Origin of the sequence: Desulfoscipio geothermicus DSM 3669, from assembly GCF_900115975.1 — a bacterium.
GTDB lineage: Bacteria > Bacillota > Desulfotomaculia > Desulfotomaculales > Desulfallaceae > Desulfoscipio > Desulfoscipio geothermicus.
This window is the reverse complement of sequence record NZ_FOYM01000010.1, coordinates 31,072-47,663: the sequence shown is the minus strand read 5'-3', so window position 1 is coordinate 47,663 and position 16,592 is coordinate 31,072. Positions and strand designations below refer to the sequence as shown.

The following is a 16,592-nucleotide window of genomic DNA, read 5'->3' as shown; positions in this document are numbered from 1 at the left end:
CACTGTTTCCCTCTATCAAACCGCCGTTTTTCCATGCCCGGTAATTTCATATAAAAAGAGAGCGGTGCGCTCTCTTATCATCATACTGCATTGTTATAAGTGGCATTGTTGTAAGCCTCAAGCACTGCATTCTGGATAATTTCCCGGGCAGCGGTATTGATAGGGTGGGCAATGTCCCTGAATTCCCCGGCGGGGGTTTTCCGGCTGGGCATGGCCACAAATAGCCCGTTCTGTCCTTCCACCACCTTCACATCATGAATGACAAACATGTCATCCAGTGTTACCGAAACAATCGCCTTCATCTTCCCTTCCGTGAGCACCTTGCGCACTCTGACATCGGTAACGTGCATGAACTCACCACCTTCCGTAAGCCAATTATGCCAAGTTTTATGATTAATATTTTCTATCTAACGATAAAAATTCCTGCATTTTTCCAAAAATATTAGAAAATTATACCTGAAAATTTTCAAATTTGCTCCACTTCCCAGCCAATTTCCCGCAACCGGTTGATGATGTCGCGCACGTGCGACCGGCTGCGCGTTTCCAAAAGCAGTTTCACCTCGGCCTTCTTCAGGGGCACCCGCGGGTCAACCCGGTCATGGGCCACGGTGATAATATTGGCCTGCATATCGGCAATGGCACCCAGCAATTTCTGCAGCATCCCCGGCCGGTCGTCCACCATCGCCCGGATGTACACCCGCCGCCCCGATTGCAGCAAGCCCCGTTCAATCAAAATGGAAACCGTATTGATATCAATATTGCCGCCGCTGAGCACCACCACCACGGTTGCACCCGGCAAAACCACCCGTTTTTGCATCAAGGCGGCCAGTCCCGCCGCGCCGGCTCCTTCCACCACCAGTTTGGAACGTTCCAGCAGCATGGTGATGGCCCGGGCTATTTCCTCGTCACTTACGGTAACCACATCGTCCACGTACCGGCAAACCAGCTCAAAGGTCAACCGGCCGGGGCGGCGTACCGCAATACCGTCGGCCAGTGTACAGGCACTCCCGGATTCTTGCAGGCAACGGGCCTGGTGGCTCAAACACATGGCCGGCGCCCCTTCAGACTGCACCCCGATGACCTTTACCGCCGGACGGCGGGATTTGACCGCCAGCGCAGTCCCGGCAACAAGCCCCCCGCCACCCACGGGTAATATAACAGCGTCCGCATGGGGCAGCTGTTCCAGTATCTCCAGGCCCACCGTCCCCTGCCCGGCGATAATGTCCGGGTCGTCAAACCCATGGATGAACGTCGCCCCGGTTTTGGCCTGCAGTTCCCGGGCCTCTGCGAAAGCCTCGTCGTAACCCCGCCCCGCCAGCACCACTTCAGCCCCGTAACCTCTGGTGGCTTCCACCTTGGCTATGGGGGCGGTCAACGGCATGACCACAGTGGCGCCGATGCCGGCCCGGGCCGCGGCATAAGCCACGCCCTGGGCATGGTTTCCGGCGGAAGCGGTAATCACCCCCCGGGCGCGCTGCGCCTCGGTGAGTCGGGATATTTTATAGTAGGCGCCCCTTATCTTAAAAGAACCGGTCTTCTGCAGGTTCTCAGTCTTGAAGTAAACCTGGCTGCCGGTCAGTTCACTGAACGTGCTGGAATAATCTACGGCCGTGCGGTGGACGATCCCCGCCAGCACTGACGCCGCGTCATCAACCCGGCTGGCAGACAGGGGCATGACATCCTTCCTTTCCTTTGTTTCCACTATTTTCCCCCATCCTTTGATAAGAATATACATTTTCTCCAAGAAAAAGGGGACAGGCACCTTTTTCAAAATACGAAAAAGGAGCCAGTCCCCTTTTTCGCGTATACTTTCCTTAACAATAAAAAATCAAACCCCGGGATTAAAACCCCGGGGAAAACTTATCATGCCAGATCCAGCAGCTTGTTAACCAGTTCCAGGTCACTGGGTTTATCCACATCCACACCCACTTCCGGGTACATGCTGACCACCACCCGGCCCTTGATGCCCAGCAGGCGGGACACCTTTTTCTGGGCTTCCTGCAGGGAAACATTCTTCATCAAAAACTTTATTAAAAATATAAAACCGACCAGGCGGCATAGCTTCAGAGGGCTCTTCCGGGCATCCACCAGCTTTTGCCCCCGGGGCATGCAATCCTCCACAACGCCGGGGTTGAACAAAAAAATGTTGCCGCCGGTGTATACGCCGTCCTTCAGCTGCACGTAGGTCCGCATGGAGGCGGCATACCGCCTTTCCACCACTTCGCGGCGCACGATGGGGTAGTACAGGTCCGCCTCCTCTTCGCTGCACAGGTCCAGGAAATTATCGATGGCCTGGCTGTTAATCAGCGGAATATCCGAGGTCACCAGCAAAACCCTTTCGGCGCCGGGCAGGCATTTCAACCCCCGCAGCACATTTTCCGTAAGGTCGCCGCCGTGGTCAACCACGCATTCCCTGCTGTTCAGCTTTAAATTGGCCGCCAGCTCTTCACGGGGGCCCACAATGACGACCCGGTCGATGCGCTTGCACTGCCTGAGCGCCTCCACCACGTATTCCACCATTAATTTACCCCGAATCGGAATCAAGGCTTCGTACCTGGCCGGGCTACAGGACCGCAGAGGGCCGTCGTTGGGACTGCCGGCCAGTACCAGCGCGTCAATCAATTTTTTTGGCCTCCCCCATGGCATTCAGGAATATTTGTTCCGCCGTTTCAATATGTTCCCGGGCCAGGGTGGCGGCCAGCTCCACATTGCGGTCGTTGATGGCCTCCACTATATTTTTGTGTTCATGCACCGCTTCTTTGATCCGCCCGGGCTGGGAAAGCGACGTGGTTCGGAAACGCTGGATTTGTTCCTTCAAATGAATGATAATCTGCACCAGACGCTGGTTCCTGCTGGCTTTGTATATTAAATCGTGGAAATTGATATCCCTTTCCACTACGGTATCCAAACTCTGGCTGTTGCTTACCTCATAATTTTGTAATACGGCCCGTTCCATCTCCTCCAATTCCTCGGCGGTGGCCCTTTCGGCCGCCAGGCCCGCCGCCAGGGCTTCCAGCGACGCCCGTATCTCAAAAATGTCCACGATGTCCTTGACGGAGATGCCCGCCACGTAGGCCCCCTTGCGGGGCACCATAACCACAAAGCCTTCCAACTCCAGCTTTCTGATGGCCTCCCGCACCGGCGTGCGGCTAACCCCCATTTCTTCCGCCAGTTGAATCTCCATCAATCTTTCACCCGGCTTGAGCCGGCCCTGAATTATCGCTTCCCGTAATGTTTCAAAAACCAGTTCCCGCAGGGGCTTATAATTATCTAATTTAATGGGTATCAATCTGGGTTCGTCCATATTCCCCCGCCTCCTTCGATTACTGCATTTTATTTTACCATTTTTTAAATGTTATGCGCAAGGTTGGTACTTATTCCCGCCCGGCACCGTGAAAACAGGTGGCGGTAACCCAACAATCTTCTTGCCGTATCATACCGGCGGCCCGCTCCGCCGATGCCCGGCTTTTAAACAAACCAAACACGGTGGGCCCGCTGCCGCTCATCAAAACCCCCAGCGCGCCGGCGGCGGACAACTCCCGCTTGATTGCACCAATGACCGGGTGCAACGACATGGTCACCGGTTCCAGGGAATTGACCAGGCAGGCGGCCAGATCCGCCGCATCACCCCGCTTTGCGGCCGCCAGCATCCTTCGGCAACCGGGCTGCGGCGGATTTACCAGCGCGTCGTAACGCCGGTAAACCTCCGCCGTGCTCACACCAAAGGGCGGTTTGACCAGCACCACCCCCAGCGGCGGCAGATCACGCAGGGGGGTGACCGCTTCGCCGCGTCCCCGAACCAGGGCGGTACCGCCGTACAGGCAAAACGGCACATCCGAGCCTATTTCAGCTCCCAATGCCGCCAGCTCCGCCGGCCCCAGGCCCAGGTGCCACAATTTGTTCAAACCGCGCAGCACCGCCGCCGCATCCGCCGACCCCCCGGCCAAACCCGCCGCCAGGGGGATGCGCTTGACCAGCCTTATTTCAGCCCCGCCGGCATACTCGGCCCGCTCCCGCAGGAGCGCCGCTGCCCGGTAGGCCAGGTTTTCCGGCCCGGCGGGCAAATCCGCCCCCTGCACGGCCAGTGTTATATCCGGCGCCGTAGTTATTTCCAGTTCATCGTGCAGCTCCAGGGTCTGCATGATTGTTTCCAGTTCATGGTATCCGTCCGGCCGCGTGCCCAGCACATCCAGCGCCAGGTTTATCTTGGCGTGGGCTTTAACCAGCATGGTTGTCTCCTTTGATCAAAAATAGTTAACGCTTTTAAGTATATCCAAAAAATACCGGAGATACAAGTACCGGCAGGCATATCTGCCAAAAGACATTTTTGTCCACGGCGGTTCATATATTTATAGCGTGGTTGAAATCAGTTATGGGGGGCGGTAGTCCCCGCTGCGTTCAGAATGCTACGCGCCGACGGGACTGCTCCGCAACATCACTTGCGTGGACTGCCGCCCCCCGGTTTAGAATTTGTCAAGGAGTGATCCAATGACCAACAAGCGAGGCGGTGGGAGCCGGATTAAAATAAATACCGTAGCGCGCCGCCTGCACCACTATAACGGTGACCGGCTGATCAAAGAATACCCGGTGGCCGTGGGCAAACCGTCCACCCCGACGCCCCCGGGCGACTACCATATTAAAAACAAAATCGTCAACCCCGGCGGAATGCTGGGCACCCGCTGGATGGGCATGAGCATACCCGGCGGCAATTACGGCATCCACGGCACCAACAACCCGTCGTCCATCGGGCAGGCCGTATCCCATGGCTGCGTCCGTATGTATAACCATCATGTGGAAGAACTGTTTCCGCAAATTTCCATCGGCACCCCGGTACATATTTACGCCCGTTCCGGGCCAAGCAGCAACCCCGCTCACAAAACCGGCGGCGGGGGGAAAACCTATACCGTTAAGCCCGGAGATACCCTCTGGCAAATTGCCCAATCATTTAATGTTTCCCTGGAAGCGCTGGTTGCAGCCAATAACCTGGCCGACCCCGACCGGATCGTTCCGGGGCAGGTCATTGTCATTCCATGACCCCGGCGGGAAGGTGATAAATTGTTTGAAATACTTTTTGAGGCCCTGATCGCAGGTCTGGGCACCTGCCTGGGGGCTGCCGTGGTCGTGCTGTTCGGGCGAATGAAAGACCATGCGCTATCCCTGCTGCTGGGTTTTGCCTCGGGTGTCATGGGGGCGGTGGTGATCGTGGACCTGCTGCCGTCCTCCCTTTATTACAGCGGCCCGGCCATTTGCCTGTCGGGTTTTGTGGGCGGTTTTTTGCTGGTTACCGCCCTGGACTACTCACTAAACACCCTGCTGCCCGGCCGTCATTCCAGCCAGGCTTACCGGCGCATGGGCTATTTGATCGCCCTTGGCATCGCGCTGCATGACTTACCGGAAGGAATCGCCATCGCGGCAGGCTATTCCGCCAGCACTGCCCTGGGTCCGGTACTGGCCCTGGCCATCGGGCTGCACAACATTCCGGAAGGCATGGCCACCGCGGCCCCCTTGCGTGCCGGCGGCATGGGCGGTGGCCGGGTGCTGGCCATAAGCGCCCTGGTCAGCCTGATCACCCCGCTGGGCACTTTGCTGGGCCTCTATATTTTGCGGGTTTCCCCCGCCACCAACGCCCTGCTGCTGGCCCTGGCCGCCGGGACGATGCTCTATATCGTGGTTGAAAAGCTGGTGCCCGCCGCGCTTAACAATCACGGCATATTTGCGCTGGCCGGCATGGCCGGCGGATTTATCTTTATGCTCCGTTTGAATTCACTTTTTTAACAGCATAAAAGCCCCCGAGGCCATCAAAACGGTGCCGGCCACCCGGTACCAGCTGAATGACATTTTTTCCAGGCCGAACAGGCCCAGGTGGTCCACCAGGGCCGCCGTCAACACCTGGCCTACAATAATGGCGGTGGTGGCCGCCGCCACCCCCAAGACGGGAATGGTGCGCACCACCCCGTATAAAATCGCCACCCCCAGAACCCCGCCCAGGTAGGTATACCAGGGCGCTTCCGCAATCTGCTGCCAGTTTCCGTCACCCAGGTGAAAAACAAACAGCAGCACGGACACCAGCACCAGCCCCACCACGTGCACTATGAAAGTGGCCTCCAGAAGGCCGATTATTTTGCCCAGAACGCTGTTGACGGAGCCCTGCAGCGCCATGGTCACGCCGGACAGGGCGGCTATGGCCAGGGCCAGTAGCTTGATGTTCATAAAAATCCCCTTTTCGTATCAAGTTCCGCAAGGGTTATTATTTGCCACAACGCCCACAAAAATGTTTGGAATTTTTGTTACTTATGCCTGGTAATTGGGTTTGGTAGTCCCCGTTACGTTCAGGTGCTACGCGCCGACGGAACTATGACTTGCTTCGGGCCGGATTTGGCGGTCCTGCATATTGCGCGCAACGTGATAGTTATAATTGGTCTACTATTAACAATTGCATTCAATTATCTACAAAGTTAAGCTATACCTGCGCGATTCGTCCCGCCAATCCGGCAACCTCAGCTTCGTCAAGTCCCGTTACCGGCGCTCCGCAACATCACTTACGGGGACTACCAAACCCGATTATAATGCTTCTATAACGCAACGGGACTTGGATACTTGGAATTGTAAACGGGCCTGGCAGGCAGGCCCGTTAGTAGCGTACGTACGGTGAATAACCCAGGGAATTGAGGGTGCGGCGAATGTAGTCGCCGCTAATCACCGATGCGTCGTAGGCGACGGTCACCGCCCCGTCGTCCAGCGATACAGCCACATCCTTCACTCCGTCCACCTGAATTAAATTATGTTCAACTTCCTTGCTACCGTCCTCATCGCGCAGTCCGCCCAACCAGATGGTTTCCCGGACGGTATTGCCGGGATCGTTCACAGTGCCCACCTCCGGAAGTAGTTTTCATGTGTATCATGTCCCAAAGTCCCATTTCAATACCTCACCGGGTTTGGGCGGTTGTTCCGAAGCTTTTTGGGGCGGCCGCTGTACAGCGGTTTCATTTTTGCCGTTAGCGGGTTTACTTTTTGCATCCAGGTTGATTTCCCGCTGCACCGGGCGGGATTTTTGACCGGCGGCATGCCCGTTCCGGTTGTTCGGTACCTGCTGGCCCGCTAATGAGGGCCCCGAGGCCCCCATCAGCGGCCCTAAAAGCCCCAGCAGGCCGGACAGGTCGGGTGAGCCGCCCTTGCCGCCCAGGCTTCCCAACAGGCTTAGCAGTGCCGCCGGGTTAAACGGCGCCTGCCCCCCGGAACCGGCCCGCGACCCGCCCATACTGCCGGCGGCCATCAATGCCATGAGCGAGCCCAGGAGCGCTTCCATGCCGCCGGTCCCCTCTCCGGCGGCATCGGCAGCGCCGTCGCGGTTCAGCGCTTCAACCATCCCCATTAAGTTTAACAAACTGAGCATAATCAGTATACCGTCCTGGTCCACGCCTTGTTGCGATTTATAGTCCATCAATTTCAGTAATATCTGTTCCATTTTGCACTTATCACCGTCCATGCCAGTACCCCTTTCATAAAAGGATTTTGCCATAAAGTAACAGATCACGATCTTTCCACATAAGATATTTCAGGGCTTTTAATTAAGCAATTTATTCTCGTGAAAGGAGGAGGTTTATTGACCCGCCCGCAGTGGAACCCCATGGAAATGTTACCTTTTATAATTATGCTGGCCTTCGGAGGCAAACAACTGGACCCCTGGTTGCGCCGGCTGATTGAGTTAATTGAGGGCACCCAAAATTCCGTAACGAAAATGCAAAAAGGCCTGCACACTTTCCATCAGGGGATATTTCAACTAATACTGCCTCCGCAAAGTAATACGCCCCAGGCCGGGCCCGGGGCCGAGCAAAACACGGAGACATCTGCGGATGACCAGCCGATGGCGGAACAGGTTTCCCATAATGCTCCAGATAATGCAAATTCAGAACAACCCTGGGAAATTAACCAACCGGGAACATCCATTGAAAATGCCGGCAACCATCCTACACCCGGCGACCAGCAAATTACCACCAGCACCAATACAACTCCATCTCCATCGGTACTGCCGGTGGAATTACCGGAAAAACTGGATGATGATACGGGAAAAACAAAATAATGTTCGTTTTTTGTTTTCAGGGCAGCATACCCATGCGCCCTTTTTTATTTCATCTGACCGTGCCGTCGTTCTACTGCTTGCCTTTGGGGCCGAACATACCCATCAAGGGCGCCATCTCCGAAGGCGCCGGGGGGCGGCGGGCGCCCCTTCCCGGCCCGGCGTCCGCCGTCCGCTCTTCCAGCATATTGATGATGCCCATCAGGTTTACCATGCCCAGCAATAGCAGAAATTTGTCGTTTTCCAGGTCATGCTTTTTTTTAATCTCCAACAAGTCAACCAACCTTTTTTCCAGGCCCTTTTCCAAACCGGGCATTAGCTTATCACCCCGTTTAGATCAATCCCGGCACCGAAGGAATATTCAGGCCGCCGGTCAGCTTGGATAATTGTTCCCGCACCATCTTCTTGGACTCTCTCATACCCTCGTTGAAAGCCTCCACCGTCAACTCGGCCAGCCTGGCCGGGTCTTTCAGCAAATCGGGTTTGAAGTGGAGTTGCACTACTTCCTGGTTGCCGTTCATGATCAGTTGCACCGCCCCCTCACCGGCGCTTATTTTAACCGTCATCTGCTTTAATTGTTCCTGGAGTTGTTGGATTAACGGCATAAAGCCGGCCATATTCGGCGAATTATTCATTTGCTTTCCTCCTTTTAAAAAAGAGCTCTTATCAAATATATGCCTGAAAATAGAAAATAGTTAAATTAGCAGCTAACAAAAAATTCCTGTTATTTGATTAAATAAAAAGAGATGGCCTTGAACCATCTCTTAACGGAAAATGTATCAAGCAAGGTGGTTATCCCTGGGTAAACGGCTCGAAAAACTGGTTCTGTACCCGGAGGCATTCCAGTTTGACATTGTCGATAACCACAGCGCTGGTATTCAGCGCGTTGGGGTCGAAAGAGAACCGGACCAAGGCTTCCCTGGCTTCCTCAGGAGCTACCGCGTTTAGGCAGAAGTTCTGGAAGCTGGCATCCGGGATTTGGGTGGCGCCCCAGCTCTGCGTTTCGCCGATGATTAGATTACCGAATTGATCATAAAAGAACAGTTCCGCCGTCAGAGTAAAGGACGCAGTGCCGCCCAGCACTTCCCGGAAACCGGGCACTTCCTGGGCGTCAAAGCATAACCGATACACACCGGTGGGCACGATGTTCGGGGTCTGCCGGTCCACATACTGGAACAGGGCAGCCGGCTCGTTGGGAATATTGCCCAGCAAGGCAGCGTTATTATAGCGCAGCACATTGCTGGCGCCCCAGAAAACGGGGTTGGTGTTGGTGGCCCAGGCCTCGAAGGTACCGTCTTTTACCAGGTTGACACCCCGCATGCACTTGCGGTCCAGCTGCGGGCAGACCTGAACAAATATTTGACGCTCTTCCACTACCTTGATCTGGAAAATCATGACCCCGGTCTGCTGCAACCGGGAACCACGCCTTAAGTCCCAGCGCATATCAATTTTTTTGTTATGCAGCTGAACAAATACGTCATCCTCGTCAACCACGGGCTGGGCCACATCCAGGGTTACATCGTCGGCAAAGGGGATATCCTCACCAACGTGCTTGACATGGTCATTTTTATCAACGTAATAAATTTGCTTGTGCAGGGTACCTTCAATCAGCACCTTCTTAACCGCGGGCTGCCGGTGTTCCGACCATTTCCAGCCAAAACGCTCCCAGCCCTCTTCCTCGATAACACTGACCCATTTATCACCGTTTTCGTGGATAAATACCGGCCTGGCCCTGAAATCATCCAGGCGGGCGTCGATATGATCAACTTTTTGAGCCAGTTCCGGTAAAGTAGTAATATTATCTACAATAACCTGAATTTCCTCTTCTGCCAAAACCACCGGAACCTTGATTTTAACGCATAAAACATTATCCGGTTCGCTGTAGAAGTATTGAATGGGCATGTATTTAAACCTCCTTTTTATGGCTTTATTAGTAAAATTAACCTTTGGCCCCGCAGGGGATTTTGATGACCTGACCGACCTTTAAATTATTCGGGTCAACCCCCGGGTTGGCTTTTTGAATTTGATTGACGGTGGTGCCGTATTTCTGGGCCAGAGTAAAGAACGTATCACCGGGTTTGATGGTATAACTGATAATCTCGCCCGGGTAAGTGCACTCCTCCTCTTCGGCCACTATGCCGGCGCAAACCGTCCGCCGCATCGTTTGGGTAACCCGCGCCTTCACCTTGATGACCGCTTCTATATTTACGTCGCAGGCCTGGGCTTCGGCATTTATATACTCCACCATGGGCTTGACAACAACGTCCATGCCTTCCACAGCCCCTTTTATTTCCACAAAAGTACGGAAATTCAACTGCTGGTGCATGGCATGCACAGCCTGGTCGGGTTTGGCCGATACGTATATAATCTTCACGTTGACGTAGCCGCGGGTGATGACCTTATTCTTGATGATTTTCTTTTCCGTGACCTTAATCTCATCAATGGTCACATTAAGGATTTTCTCCGGGCACGGTTTGGGCTCAGGGGTTTCAAAGCTTTCCCGGACCACTACCTGTGAGGTTTTTTCACCTATTAATTGTTCGACGTTCAACTCTACGGTATCCACAGTAGCGCCGGCACAATCAGTAACGACCTTGACCTCCCTGGGCTCGGTAACCCTGGCATCCAGCTTAACGACACAATCGGCCATAAACCAGGGATCACCTTTGATCTCCACATCACAGTTCTCCACCATGGCATCCACGACCGCATTCATGTCCGGTTCAGCCCCGGGTACCTCGATATAGTCGGTAAACTTGATGGTCTGGTGCATGTCATGCACGGACTGTTCAGGCACCGCGGCTACATACATGATCTGCAGGGTAACCTCGCCGTCCACAACCACTTTATCCGCCACAATGCGCGCATCGGTGATGGTGACGGTGCTGTCGACATCCAAAATCTTTTCCGGCTCGGGCTTTTCCGGGGGATTGTCAAACTCGTCGCTGACTATTACCTGTGATGTTTCCCGGCCAACCACATCGTCAATATGAATAATATCGTAGTTGGCGTTCATATCGTCAGGTGCTTCAACAAGTACTTCCACTTCCTGGGTTTCGGTAACTTTGGCTTCTACATCCAGCACAGCCACCACTTCAAATTTTCGGGGGTCTTTATTGCTCCGGTTTAACTTGATGTCTTCCACCACGACATTTACCTTCACATCCATGCCGGGCAGCGCCCCCGGCAGGTCAACATAGGCGGTAAAAGGAACTTGCCCGTGCATGTGGTGCACCGCCTGGTCGGGCTTAAAAGCTACGTATACAACCTGCAGGGTGAGCATTCCCTCGACTACGACTTTATCCGGTAAAAGGCTGGTGTTTTTAACGCTGGCCGTTTTATCCGTGGAAATGATTTGATCCACATCCGGTTTGGGGTCAGGCACTTTAATGGTTCCGCGTACCACAGCCTGCTGGGAATTTTCGGCTACAACTTGATTAACGGTGATTCTTTCCTTAACCGGACTATTGGCAGCAACCATGCAATCTCCTCCTTTCATGAGAGTTCTATAATAGTATATGAATGAGAATTTGAAATGTGCAGAAATTTGCCCTGACAACCTAAAAGGAAAAAAAAAGAAGGACAATACAGTCCTTCTTTGTATTTTTTAGTTTAATTTGATATTTATGGTTGAATAAACATCTGGACAAACATTTTACCGTAGGGGCCGCCGTTTACTATGCCGATACCCACTTCCGTGAAGTTGCTGTTTAAAATATTGCGCCGGTGGCCGGAAGAATTCATCAAATTCTCATGCGCCATGCTTACCGAGGGCGCGCCGGCCAGGTTTTCCCCGGCGTAACTGTAACTGATGCCGAACTGCCGCATCATGTCGAATGGCGACCCGTAAGTGGGTGAAGTATGACTGAAATAGTTCTTCTCGATCATGTCACCGGCTTTCAGCCTGGCCAGCTTGACCAGTTCATAGTTGGGCCGCAGGGCAGGTACCCCGTACCGGGCCCGTTCCTGGTTAACCAGTTGGAACATTTGCCGCTCATCTTGTGTCAAATAATCAACACCGGAGCCGGGCTGAGGCTGGGGTTCAGGCTGCGGGCTCGGCTCGGGCTGTGGCCGGGGAGCCGGTGCGGGGCTCGCATCCCGCTGCCCGCCGGTAAACATCTGAACGAAGTACTTGTAATAACCCCGGCTGACCACGCCAATGCCCACCCGGTCAAAGTTATCACTCAATATGTTGGCCCGGTGGCCGCTGGAATTCATCAGCCCATCGTGGGCCCGCTGCACCGACGGCGCCATGGCCAAGTTTTCCCCGGCGTAAACGTACCGGATGCCGGCCTCCCGCATCATTTCAAAGGGTGAACCGTAAGTGGGCGAGGTATGGCTGAAGTAATTGTTTTCCACCATATCCTGCGCCTTGAGGCGCGCCAGTTGCGTTAACCTGCTATCAAACTGCAGGGGTTCCAGGCCCCGTTGCACCCTTTCCCGGTTGACCAGATTAAGCATTTCCCGCTCGTCATCATTCGCGCCGGGTGCGGGCTGCGGGTTGGAACGGGGCTCGAGCGCCGGGCGTTCAGTGCCGCCACTGCCCCCGCTGTTGTTTTGGCCGGAGTTCGAGTCGCCGTCATTGTCGCGCCCTGCGTCCGCAGGCGGTTCTTGCGGCTGCTCCCCATCTTCCAGATCAACAAAAACTTCCACCACGTAGGAATAGCCGTCCGCCGGCACCACCGAAACGCCGATGCGGTCGAAATCCGGGCTCAGGACGCGTGCTTTCAGGCTGCTGTAGCGCATAAACAGGCGATGGGCGGACGACGCATCGTAAGCCCGGGCCAGGCTTTCCTCCATTTCCCGGTAACTGTAACCTGCCTCGCGCAGCATATCCTCCATGGTGCCGTAAACGGGCGACCGGTGGGACAAGTAGCCTTTTTCAGCCATGTCTTGGGCTTTCAGCCGGGCCATGACCATGAGCATATTATCCGCTACCAGCGGTTCCAGGCCGGCTTCCCGCCTTTCCCCGTTGATCAGTTCCAACAACTCGGCGTCTTCGGCCGACATCCGTACATTTTCCGTGCCGGCTACGGCCAAAGGCATGCCCAAAGCGATGCCGTCTTTTGTCTGCGCTGCCGCCTGGACCTGCGCAGTGTCACTATTTATTGCCGGATTTTCATCTGCCAAAGCTATTTCAGCTGGCTGTAGAGCCTGGCCCGCCATCTTATTCGGGCCGTCCTCGGCCAGAGCCGCTCCGACCAGCAGGGTAACGGCCATCAACACCGCCAGTACAGGGATCAACGCCAACCATTTTGTCCGCGAGTGCAAATTAACACTCTCCTTTCATGATGTCTATTTTGCGCCAAAACCCGATCCCTCAGTTTTCGGCGACACACCCGCAGCGGACAGGGGTATGCCTGTCCAACCTATGGATGCCTGACTATAATAGTACCAGTACATACTAAGGGTAGCAATTTGGGAAAATAAAGGCCATGCCTCATAAAATTTGTTATATTTATAATATCTGGTGGAAATGTAAGCTGACGTAAAATCCCGGATCCATGGGAATTATGACCAAATGAATAAAGAGGTGTTGCCCGACCCTGGTTTTACGGGGAATAGAGCACCGCCCCCACCCCTTCGGTCAGGGCCAGGCAGACCACCGTTCCTTCCTTATCCTCAAAAAAGCAGGTTAATATAAACAGTTTATTCTTCAACCCGCGCTTGAACCTTTGCAACATCAACTCATCCAGGTTGCTCAGCGTTTCCAGGGCCATGCCGGAACCTTTCAACACCAGTGTGTAGCGACCGTCGGCCTGCCTTAAAAAGCGTATGCTGCACCTGGGATTGCCCTTCTTTTCCTTGGAAAGTTTTTCAATCAGGCGCAGGTAACTGCCGGCCACTTTCAGAGCATCTTCCTTACTGGGCAGGCGTGGACCGATAGCCGGTATTTCATTAAAAAATGTCAGAGCCACATCATTTGTTTGATAAATTTTCACCCACACAAACCTCCCCGGCAAGGCAAAAACATAAGCACCTAAACGTATAAAGACACTTATTTTTAAAACTCCACTTCCAGCATTTCCATAACATTTTGAATACGGTTGAAAATGCAATGCGAGTCGGAACCGGCAAAAAGCAAGCCCACAGCATTATTCTCTTTGTCCAGGATTAGTGAGCCGCTGTCACCCGGCTTGCACATTACATCAGATACCACCTGGTCGCTGAACCAACCCGTTTCTTCATCAGAAAGGTCCACCTGCAAAGTAACCCCCATGGCGGTAACGTCTCCGGAAGTGACCCCGCTGGTCCGGCCGCTCTTTTGCACCCGCATGCCTTCCCGGGCCTGGCTCACGCCGGAAATGGCGCCCAGCTCGATAACTTGATCACCGATCAAGCCGGGATCCACTGGTTTGGCCACGGCGCAATCCACAATATTTATGGCCCGGCTATACTTGTAAAACCGCAATTCATAAGCCGGACGCACCATCTTAAGCAGCCGGTTGCCCACGGCGGCCACCCCCGAGGCCACCGGGCAGGAGGCTTCCTGAGAACTTCTGATCAGGGGCACAAACCTAACAAGTTCGGCAATCCGGTCACCCTTTTCACCCCCGTCATAAGGGCCGGGTTGTGATACTATATTGAACCTGCAGGTTTTCAAGATATTTTTTTAGGCCTCCGGCAATAAATTGTAATGAATTACTAACCGGATTCTCTTGCGGGACATGTCCGCCAACTTATCCCGGCTGAAAACCAAATCCAGTCCATACTTTTCAGCCACTTTTTCGCTTATCCCCTCACCCTCTTCCAGGACAATTATTTTTTTAACATACTTTTCCAGGAAAACCCTGTCGATGTCGCCGGCGCTCAACAGCTCCGGCTTCATATTGTTGATCCTCTCAATGTTTTGGTCAACCTGCTGAACATTAGCCACATCCGCCTGTAGTTTGCTTAACCGGCCCGCCAGTAGGCCAATTTCTTTTTGCAATAACGAATTGGTTACAAGAAACAATTCCTCCGAAATAATTCCCCTAATTTTATCCAGATAGGCCGCTTGCAGTTGGTTCTTTTTGGCAGCTATTTCACCTTCCAGTTTATTAATTTTTTCGACAGCACCGTGAATAGAAGAGGCATTCTTTTTATATTTTTCAACTAACTGGTGATGAAATAAAACGCCTTCAGCCATGGTTTGTACGTCCTGGATGATGTGTTGGACCAGTTTTTCTTCCGTGACGTAGTGACTGGTACAGCCGCTACGCCCGTATTTGTTGTATTTTCCGCAAACGTAAACCGCCGGTCGCCCCTGCTTTTTTCGATATACATGATATGTACCGCAGGTCGCGCAGGCGATAAAACCCGTGAACAGGTGCGGCTGACTGTCTGTGTTCCTCTTGCGTCCCCCTCCTTTAAGCCACCGCTTCATCCGAACCCGCTGGGCCAGTTCCCAGGTTTCCCTGCTTACGATCGCCTCATGCGCGTCGCGCACGACTATCCATTTTTCGCTGGCGGTTCGCCGAGTTTTCCGGGATTTAAACGAAATTTTTTCGCTTACCCCCTGCACGCTGTCCCCGCAGTAAACCCGACTGGTGATGATCCGCCGGATATGCTGCTCGTTCCACCGGTCGGATTGGGGCCTTTTAGCATAACCTTTATCCTGGCTGGGTGTGGGGACGCCCAGACTCTGGACATAATTCGCCAGCGCCCGGTATCCCCAACCCTTGACATACAGCTCAAAAATATTTCTAATAATCTCCCGGTAACGTTCATCCACCACCAGCTTATTTTTTTCAGTGGATGATTTCCGATAACCAAAATGAGGCCGCCCCAGGTGCTCGCCTTTCTGCATCTTCTTTTTCAGGTTGTACCGCACCTTTTTTGAAATATCCCGGGCGTAATGTTCGTTCACCCAGGTCCTAATACCGATGATCTCATCGTCATCCCGAAAGCTGTCATAGTTGTCCGCCAGGGCAATCAACCGGACATTCTTTTCCGCCAGGAAATCGAGAAAAGTTAACGTTTCCCCGTTATTTCGTCCCAGTCTGGACAGGTCTTTAACCACTGCGATTTTTATAATGCCGTTATTGATATCGTTAATCAATTCCATCAGCCCCGGACGGTCGAAATATACCCCGGACATATCGTTGTCAACGTACACTTTGTAACATCGCCAACCATTTTCCAACACGTATCCGACCAGCAAATCACGCTGGGTTTCCAGACTTTCATCCCGCTCGCCGTTTTCGTTCACGCTAAGCCGGGCGTATATTGCCACCATTGTTGTTTCGTTGCCGGAAGTAATACCAATACTCACCCCAACCCCTCCAAAAGGATTTACTTCCTTTTTACCTATTGATTTAGCCCTGTTCGGCTACCCCGGGTATTTTTCAACTTCCGGTACATCAAGAAAACCAGCATATCGCTTATTTTCTTTTCACCGGCGAGTACCGCAATGTGCTCTTGCCTCTCCATTACCTGTACCTGCCTGCCTTCCGTCCTCATGCTCTTACACCTCCTGTTATAACAATATGCGTTTACAAAATTTGAAATATGTTGTCCAACCATAACTCTAAAT

Annotated in this window: 20 protein-coding genes; 3 read left to right on the top strand and 17 right to left on the bottom strand. The window is 53.5% G+C overall.

Annotated features, from left to right (window positions below; translation table 11 throughout):
* Window positions 1–80: 80 nt before the first annotated feature.
* From spoVG to ispE, 5 genes are all read right to left on the bottom strand, one after another.
* A complete protein-coding gene (gene spoVG / locus BM299_RS07600; RefSeq protein ID WP_092482871.1) occupies window positions 81–350 on the bottom strand; it encodes a septation regulator SpoVG in 270 nt (89 codons plus the stop codon).
* A 116-nt stretch (window positions 351–466) separates the two neighbouring features.
* Window positions 467–1,702, bottom strand: a complete 1,236-nt coding sequence (gene ilvA, locus BM299_RS07595) for a threonine ammonia-lyase (protein ID WP_245779691.1) — start codon at window positions 1,700–1,702, stop codon at window positions 467–469.
* Between the two features lie 161 nt (window positions 1,703–1,863).
* On the bottom strand, window positions 1,864–2,622 hold the full coding sequence (locus tag BM299_RS07590; protein WP_092482870.1) for a nucleotidyltransferase family protein: 759 nt from the start codon (window positions 2,620–2,622) through the stop codon (window positions 1,864–1,866).
* Window positions 2,615–3,304, bottom strand: a complete 690-nt coding sequence (locus BM299_RS07585) for a GntR family transcriptional regulator (protein ID WP_092482869.1) — start codon at window positions 3,302–3,304, stop codon at window positions 2,615–2,617. Before BM299_RS07585 ends, BM299_RS07590 begins: the two co-directional genes overlap by 8 nt.
* A 70-nt stretch (window positions 3,305–3,374) precedes the next feature.
* A complete protein-coding gene (gene ispE / locus BM299_RS07580) occupies window positions 3,375–4,229 on the bottom strand; it encodes a 4-(cytidine 5'-diphospho)-2-C-methyl-D-erythritol kinase (RefSeq protein ID WP_092482868.1) in 855 nt (284 codons plus the stop codon).
* 259 nt (window positions 4,230–4,488) lie between these two features.
* Here ispE and BM299_RS07575 point away from each other — a divergent pair, with 259 nt between their 5' ends.
* A complete protein-coding gene (locus BM299_RS07575; protein WP_092482867.1) occupies window positions 4,489–5,034 on the top strand; it encodes a L,D-transpeptidase family protein in 546 nt (181 codons plus the stop codon).
* A 21-nt stretch (window positions 5,035–5,055) separates the two neighbouring features.
* Window positions 5,056–5,775 (top strand): ZIP family metal transporter, encoded by a 720-nt coding sequence (locus BM299_RS07570; protein WP_245779690.1) that lies wholly within the window; start codon window positions 5,056–5,058, stop codon window positions 5,773–5,775.
* Here the strand turns inward: BM299_RS07570 and BM299_RS07565 are convergent.
* From BM299_RS07565 to BM299_RS07555, 3 genes are all read right to left on the bottom strand, one after another.
* A complete protein-coding gene (locus BM299_RS07565; protein ID WP_092482866.1) occupies window positions 5,764–6,210 on the bottom strand; it encodes a DMT family transporter in 447 nt (148 codons plus the stop codon). The genes BM299_RS07570 and BM299_RS07565 overlap by 12 nt on opposite strands.
* A gap of 421 nt (window positions 6,211–6,631) precedes the next feature.
* Entirely contained in the window at window positions 6,632–6,865 is a 234-nt protein-coding gene (locus tag BM299_RS07560) for a heavy-metal-associated domain-containing protein (RefSeq protein ID WP_092482865.1), read from the bottom strand.
* Between the two features lie 33 nt (window positions 6,866–6,898).
* Entirely contained in the window at window positions 6,899–7,486 is a 588-nt protein-coding gene (locus BM299_RS07555; RefSeq protein ID WP_131820617.1) for a hypothetical protein, read from the bottom strand.
* A 117-nt stretch (window positions 7,487–7,603) separates the two neighbouring features.
* Here BM299_RS07555 and BM299_RS07550 point away from each other — a divergent pair, with 117 nt between their 5' ends.
* Window positions 7,604–8,080: a hypothetical protein gene (locus BM299_RS07550; RefSeq protein WP_092482863.1), complete on the top strand. Its 477-nt coding sequence runs from the start codon at window positions 7,604–7,606 to the stop codon at window positions 8,078–8,080.
* A gap of 70 nt (window positions 8,081–8,150) precedes the next feature.
* Here the strand turns inward: BM299_RS07550 and BM299_RS07545 are convergent, their stop codons facing one another.
* The 9 genes from BM299_RS07545 to BM299_RS19270 form a co-directional block, all read right to left on the bottom strand.
* Entirely contained in the window at window positions 8,151–8,393 is a 243-nt protein-coding gene (locus BM299_RS07545) for a hypothetical protein (RefSeq protein WP_092482862.1), read from the bottom strand.
* 16 nt (window positions 8,394–8,409) lie between these two features.
* On the bottom strand, window positions 8,410–8,712 hold the full coding sequence (locus BM299_RS07540; protein ID WP_092482861.1) for a YbaB/EbfC family nucleoid-associated protein: 303 nt from the start codon (window positions 8,710–8,712) through the stop codon (window positions 8,410–8,412).
* Between the two features lie 157 nt (window positions 8,713–8,869).
* Window positions 8,870–9,979, bottom strand: a complete 1,110-nt coding sequence (locus BM299_RS07535) for an SPOCS domain-containing protein (RefSeq protein WP_092482860.1) — start codon at window positions 9,977–9,979, stop codon at window positions 8,870–8,872.
* Between the two features lie 37 nt (window positions 9,980–10,016).
* Entirely contained in the window at window positions 10,017–11,558 is a 1,542-nt protein-coding gene (locus BM299_RS07530) for a DUF3794 and LysM peptidoglycan-binding domain-containing protein (RefSeq protein ID WP_092482859.1), read from the bottom strand.
* A 143-nt stretch (window positions 11,559–11,701) separates the two neighbouring features.
* Window positions 11,702–13,348, bottom strand: a complete 1,647-nt coding sequence (locus BM299_RS07525) for a CAP domain-containing protein (protein ID WP_092482858.1) — start codon at window positions 13,346–13,348, stop codon at window positions 11,702–11,704.
* 281 nt (window positions 13,349–13,629) lie between these two features.
* Entirely contained in the window at window positions 13,630–14,019 is a 390-nt protein-coding gene (locus BM299_RS07520; RefSeq protein ID WP_092482857.1) for a hypothetical protein, read from the bottom strand.
* 62 nt (window positions 14,020–14,081) lie between these two features.
* Window positions 14,082–14,681, bottom strand: coding sequence for a chymotrypsin family serine protease (locus BM299_RS07515; protein WP_207545149.1), 600 nt, complete (start codon window positions 14,679–14,681; stop codon window positions 14,082–14,084).
* A gap of 9 nt (window positions 14,682–14,690) precedes the next feature.
* Entirely contained in the window at window positions 14,691–16,331 is a 1,641-nt protein-coding gene (locus BM299_RS07510) for a recombinase family protein (protein WP_092482856.1), read from the bottom strand.
* Window positions 16,332–16,366: 35 nt separating this feature from the next.
* A complete protein-coding gene (locus BM299_RS19270; RefSeq protein ID WP_165608232.1) occupies window positions 16,367–16,519 on the bottom strand; it encodes a hypothetical protein in 153 nt (50 codons plus the stop codon).
* Between the last annotated feature and the right edge of the window lie 73 nt (window positions 16,520–16,592).

What these genes read in the sequence shown, in the direction of transcription:
- spoVG (WP_092482871.1), bottom strand. Translation starts at nt 350, where the DNA reads ATGCACGTTACCGATGTCAGAGTGCGCAAGGTGCTCACGGAAGGGAAG.
- BM299_RS07585 (WP_092482869.1), bottom strand. Translation starts at nt 3,304, where the DNA reads ATGGACGAACCCAGATTGATACCCATTAAATTAGATAATTATAAGCCC.
- ispE (WP_092482868.1), bottom strand. Translation starts at nt 4,229, where the DNA reads ATGCTGGTTAAAGCCCACGCCAAGATAAACCTGGCGCTGGATGTGCTG.
- BM299_RS07575 (WP_092482867.1), top strand. Translation starts at nt 4,489, where the DNA reads ATGACCAACAAGCGAGGCGGTGGGAGCCGGATTAAAATAAATACCGTA.
- BM299_RS07565 (WP_092482866.1), bottom strand. Translation starts at nt 6,210, where the DNA reads ATGAACATCAAGCTACTGGCCCTGGCCATAGCCGCCCTGTCCGGCGTG.
- BM299_RS07555 (WP_131820617.1), bottom strand. Translation starts at nt 7,486, where the DNA reads ATGGACGGTGATAAGTGCAAAATGGAACAGATATTACTGAAATTGATG.
- BM299_RS07545 (WP_092482862.1), bottom strand. Translation starts at nt 8,393, where the DNA reads ATGCCCGGTTTGGAAAAGGGCCTGGAAAAAAGGTTGGTTGACTTGTTG.
- BM299_RS07540 (WP_092482861.1), bottom strand. Translation starts at nt 8,712, where the DNA reads ATGAATAATTCGCCGAATATGGCCGGCTTTATGCCGTTAATCCAACAA.
- BM299_RS07535 (WP_092482860.1), bottom strand. Translation starts at nt 9,979, where the DNA reads ATGCCCATTCAATACTTCTACAGCGAACCGGATAATGTTTTATGCGTT.
- BM299_RS07530 (WP_092482859.1), bottom strand. Translation starts at nt 11,558, where the DNA reads ATGGTTGCTGCCAATAGTCCGGTTAAGGAAAGAATCACCGTTAATCAA.
- BM299_RS19270 (WP_165608232.1), bottom strand. Translation starts at nt 16,519, where the DNA reads ATGAGGACGGAAGGCAGGCAGGTACAGGTAATGGAGAGGCAAGAGCAC.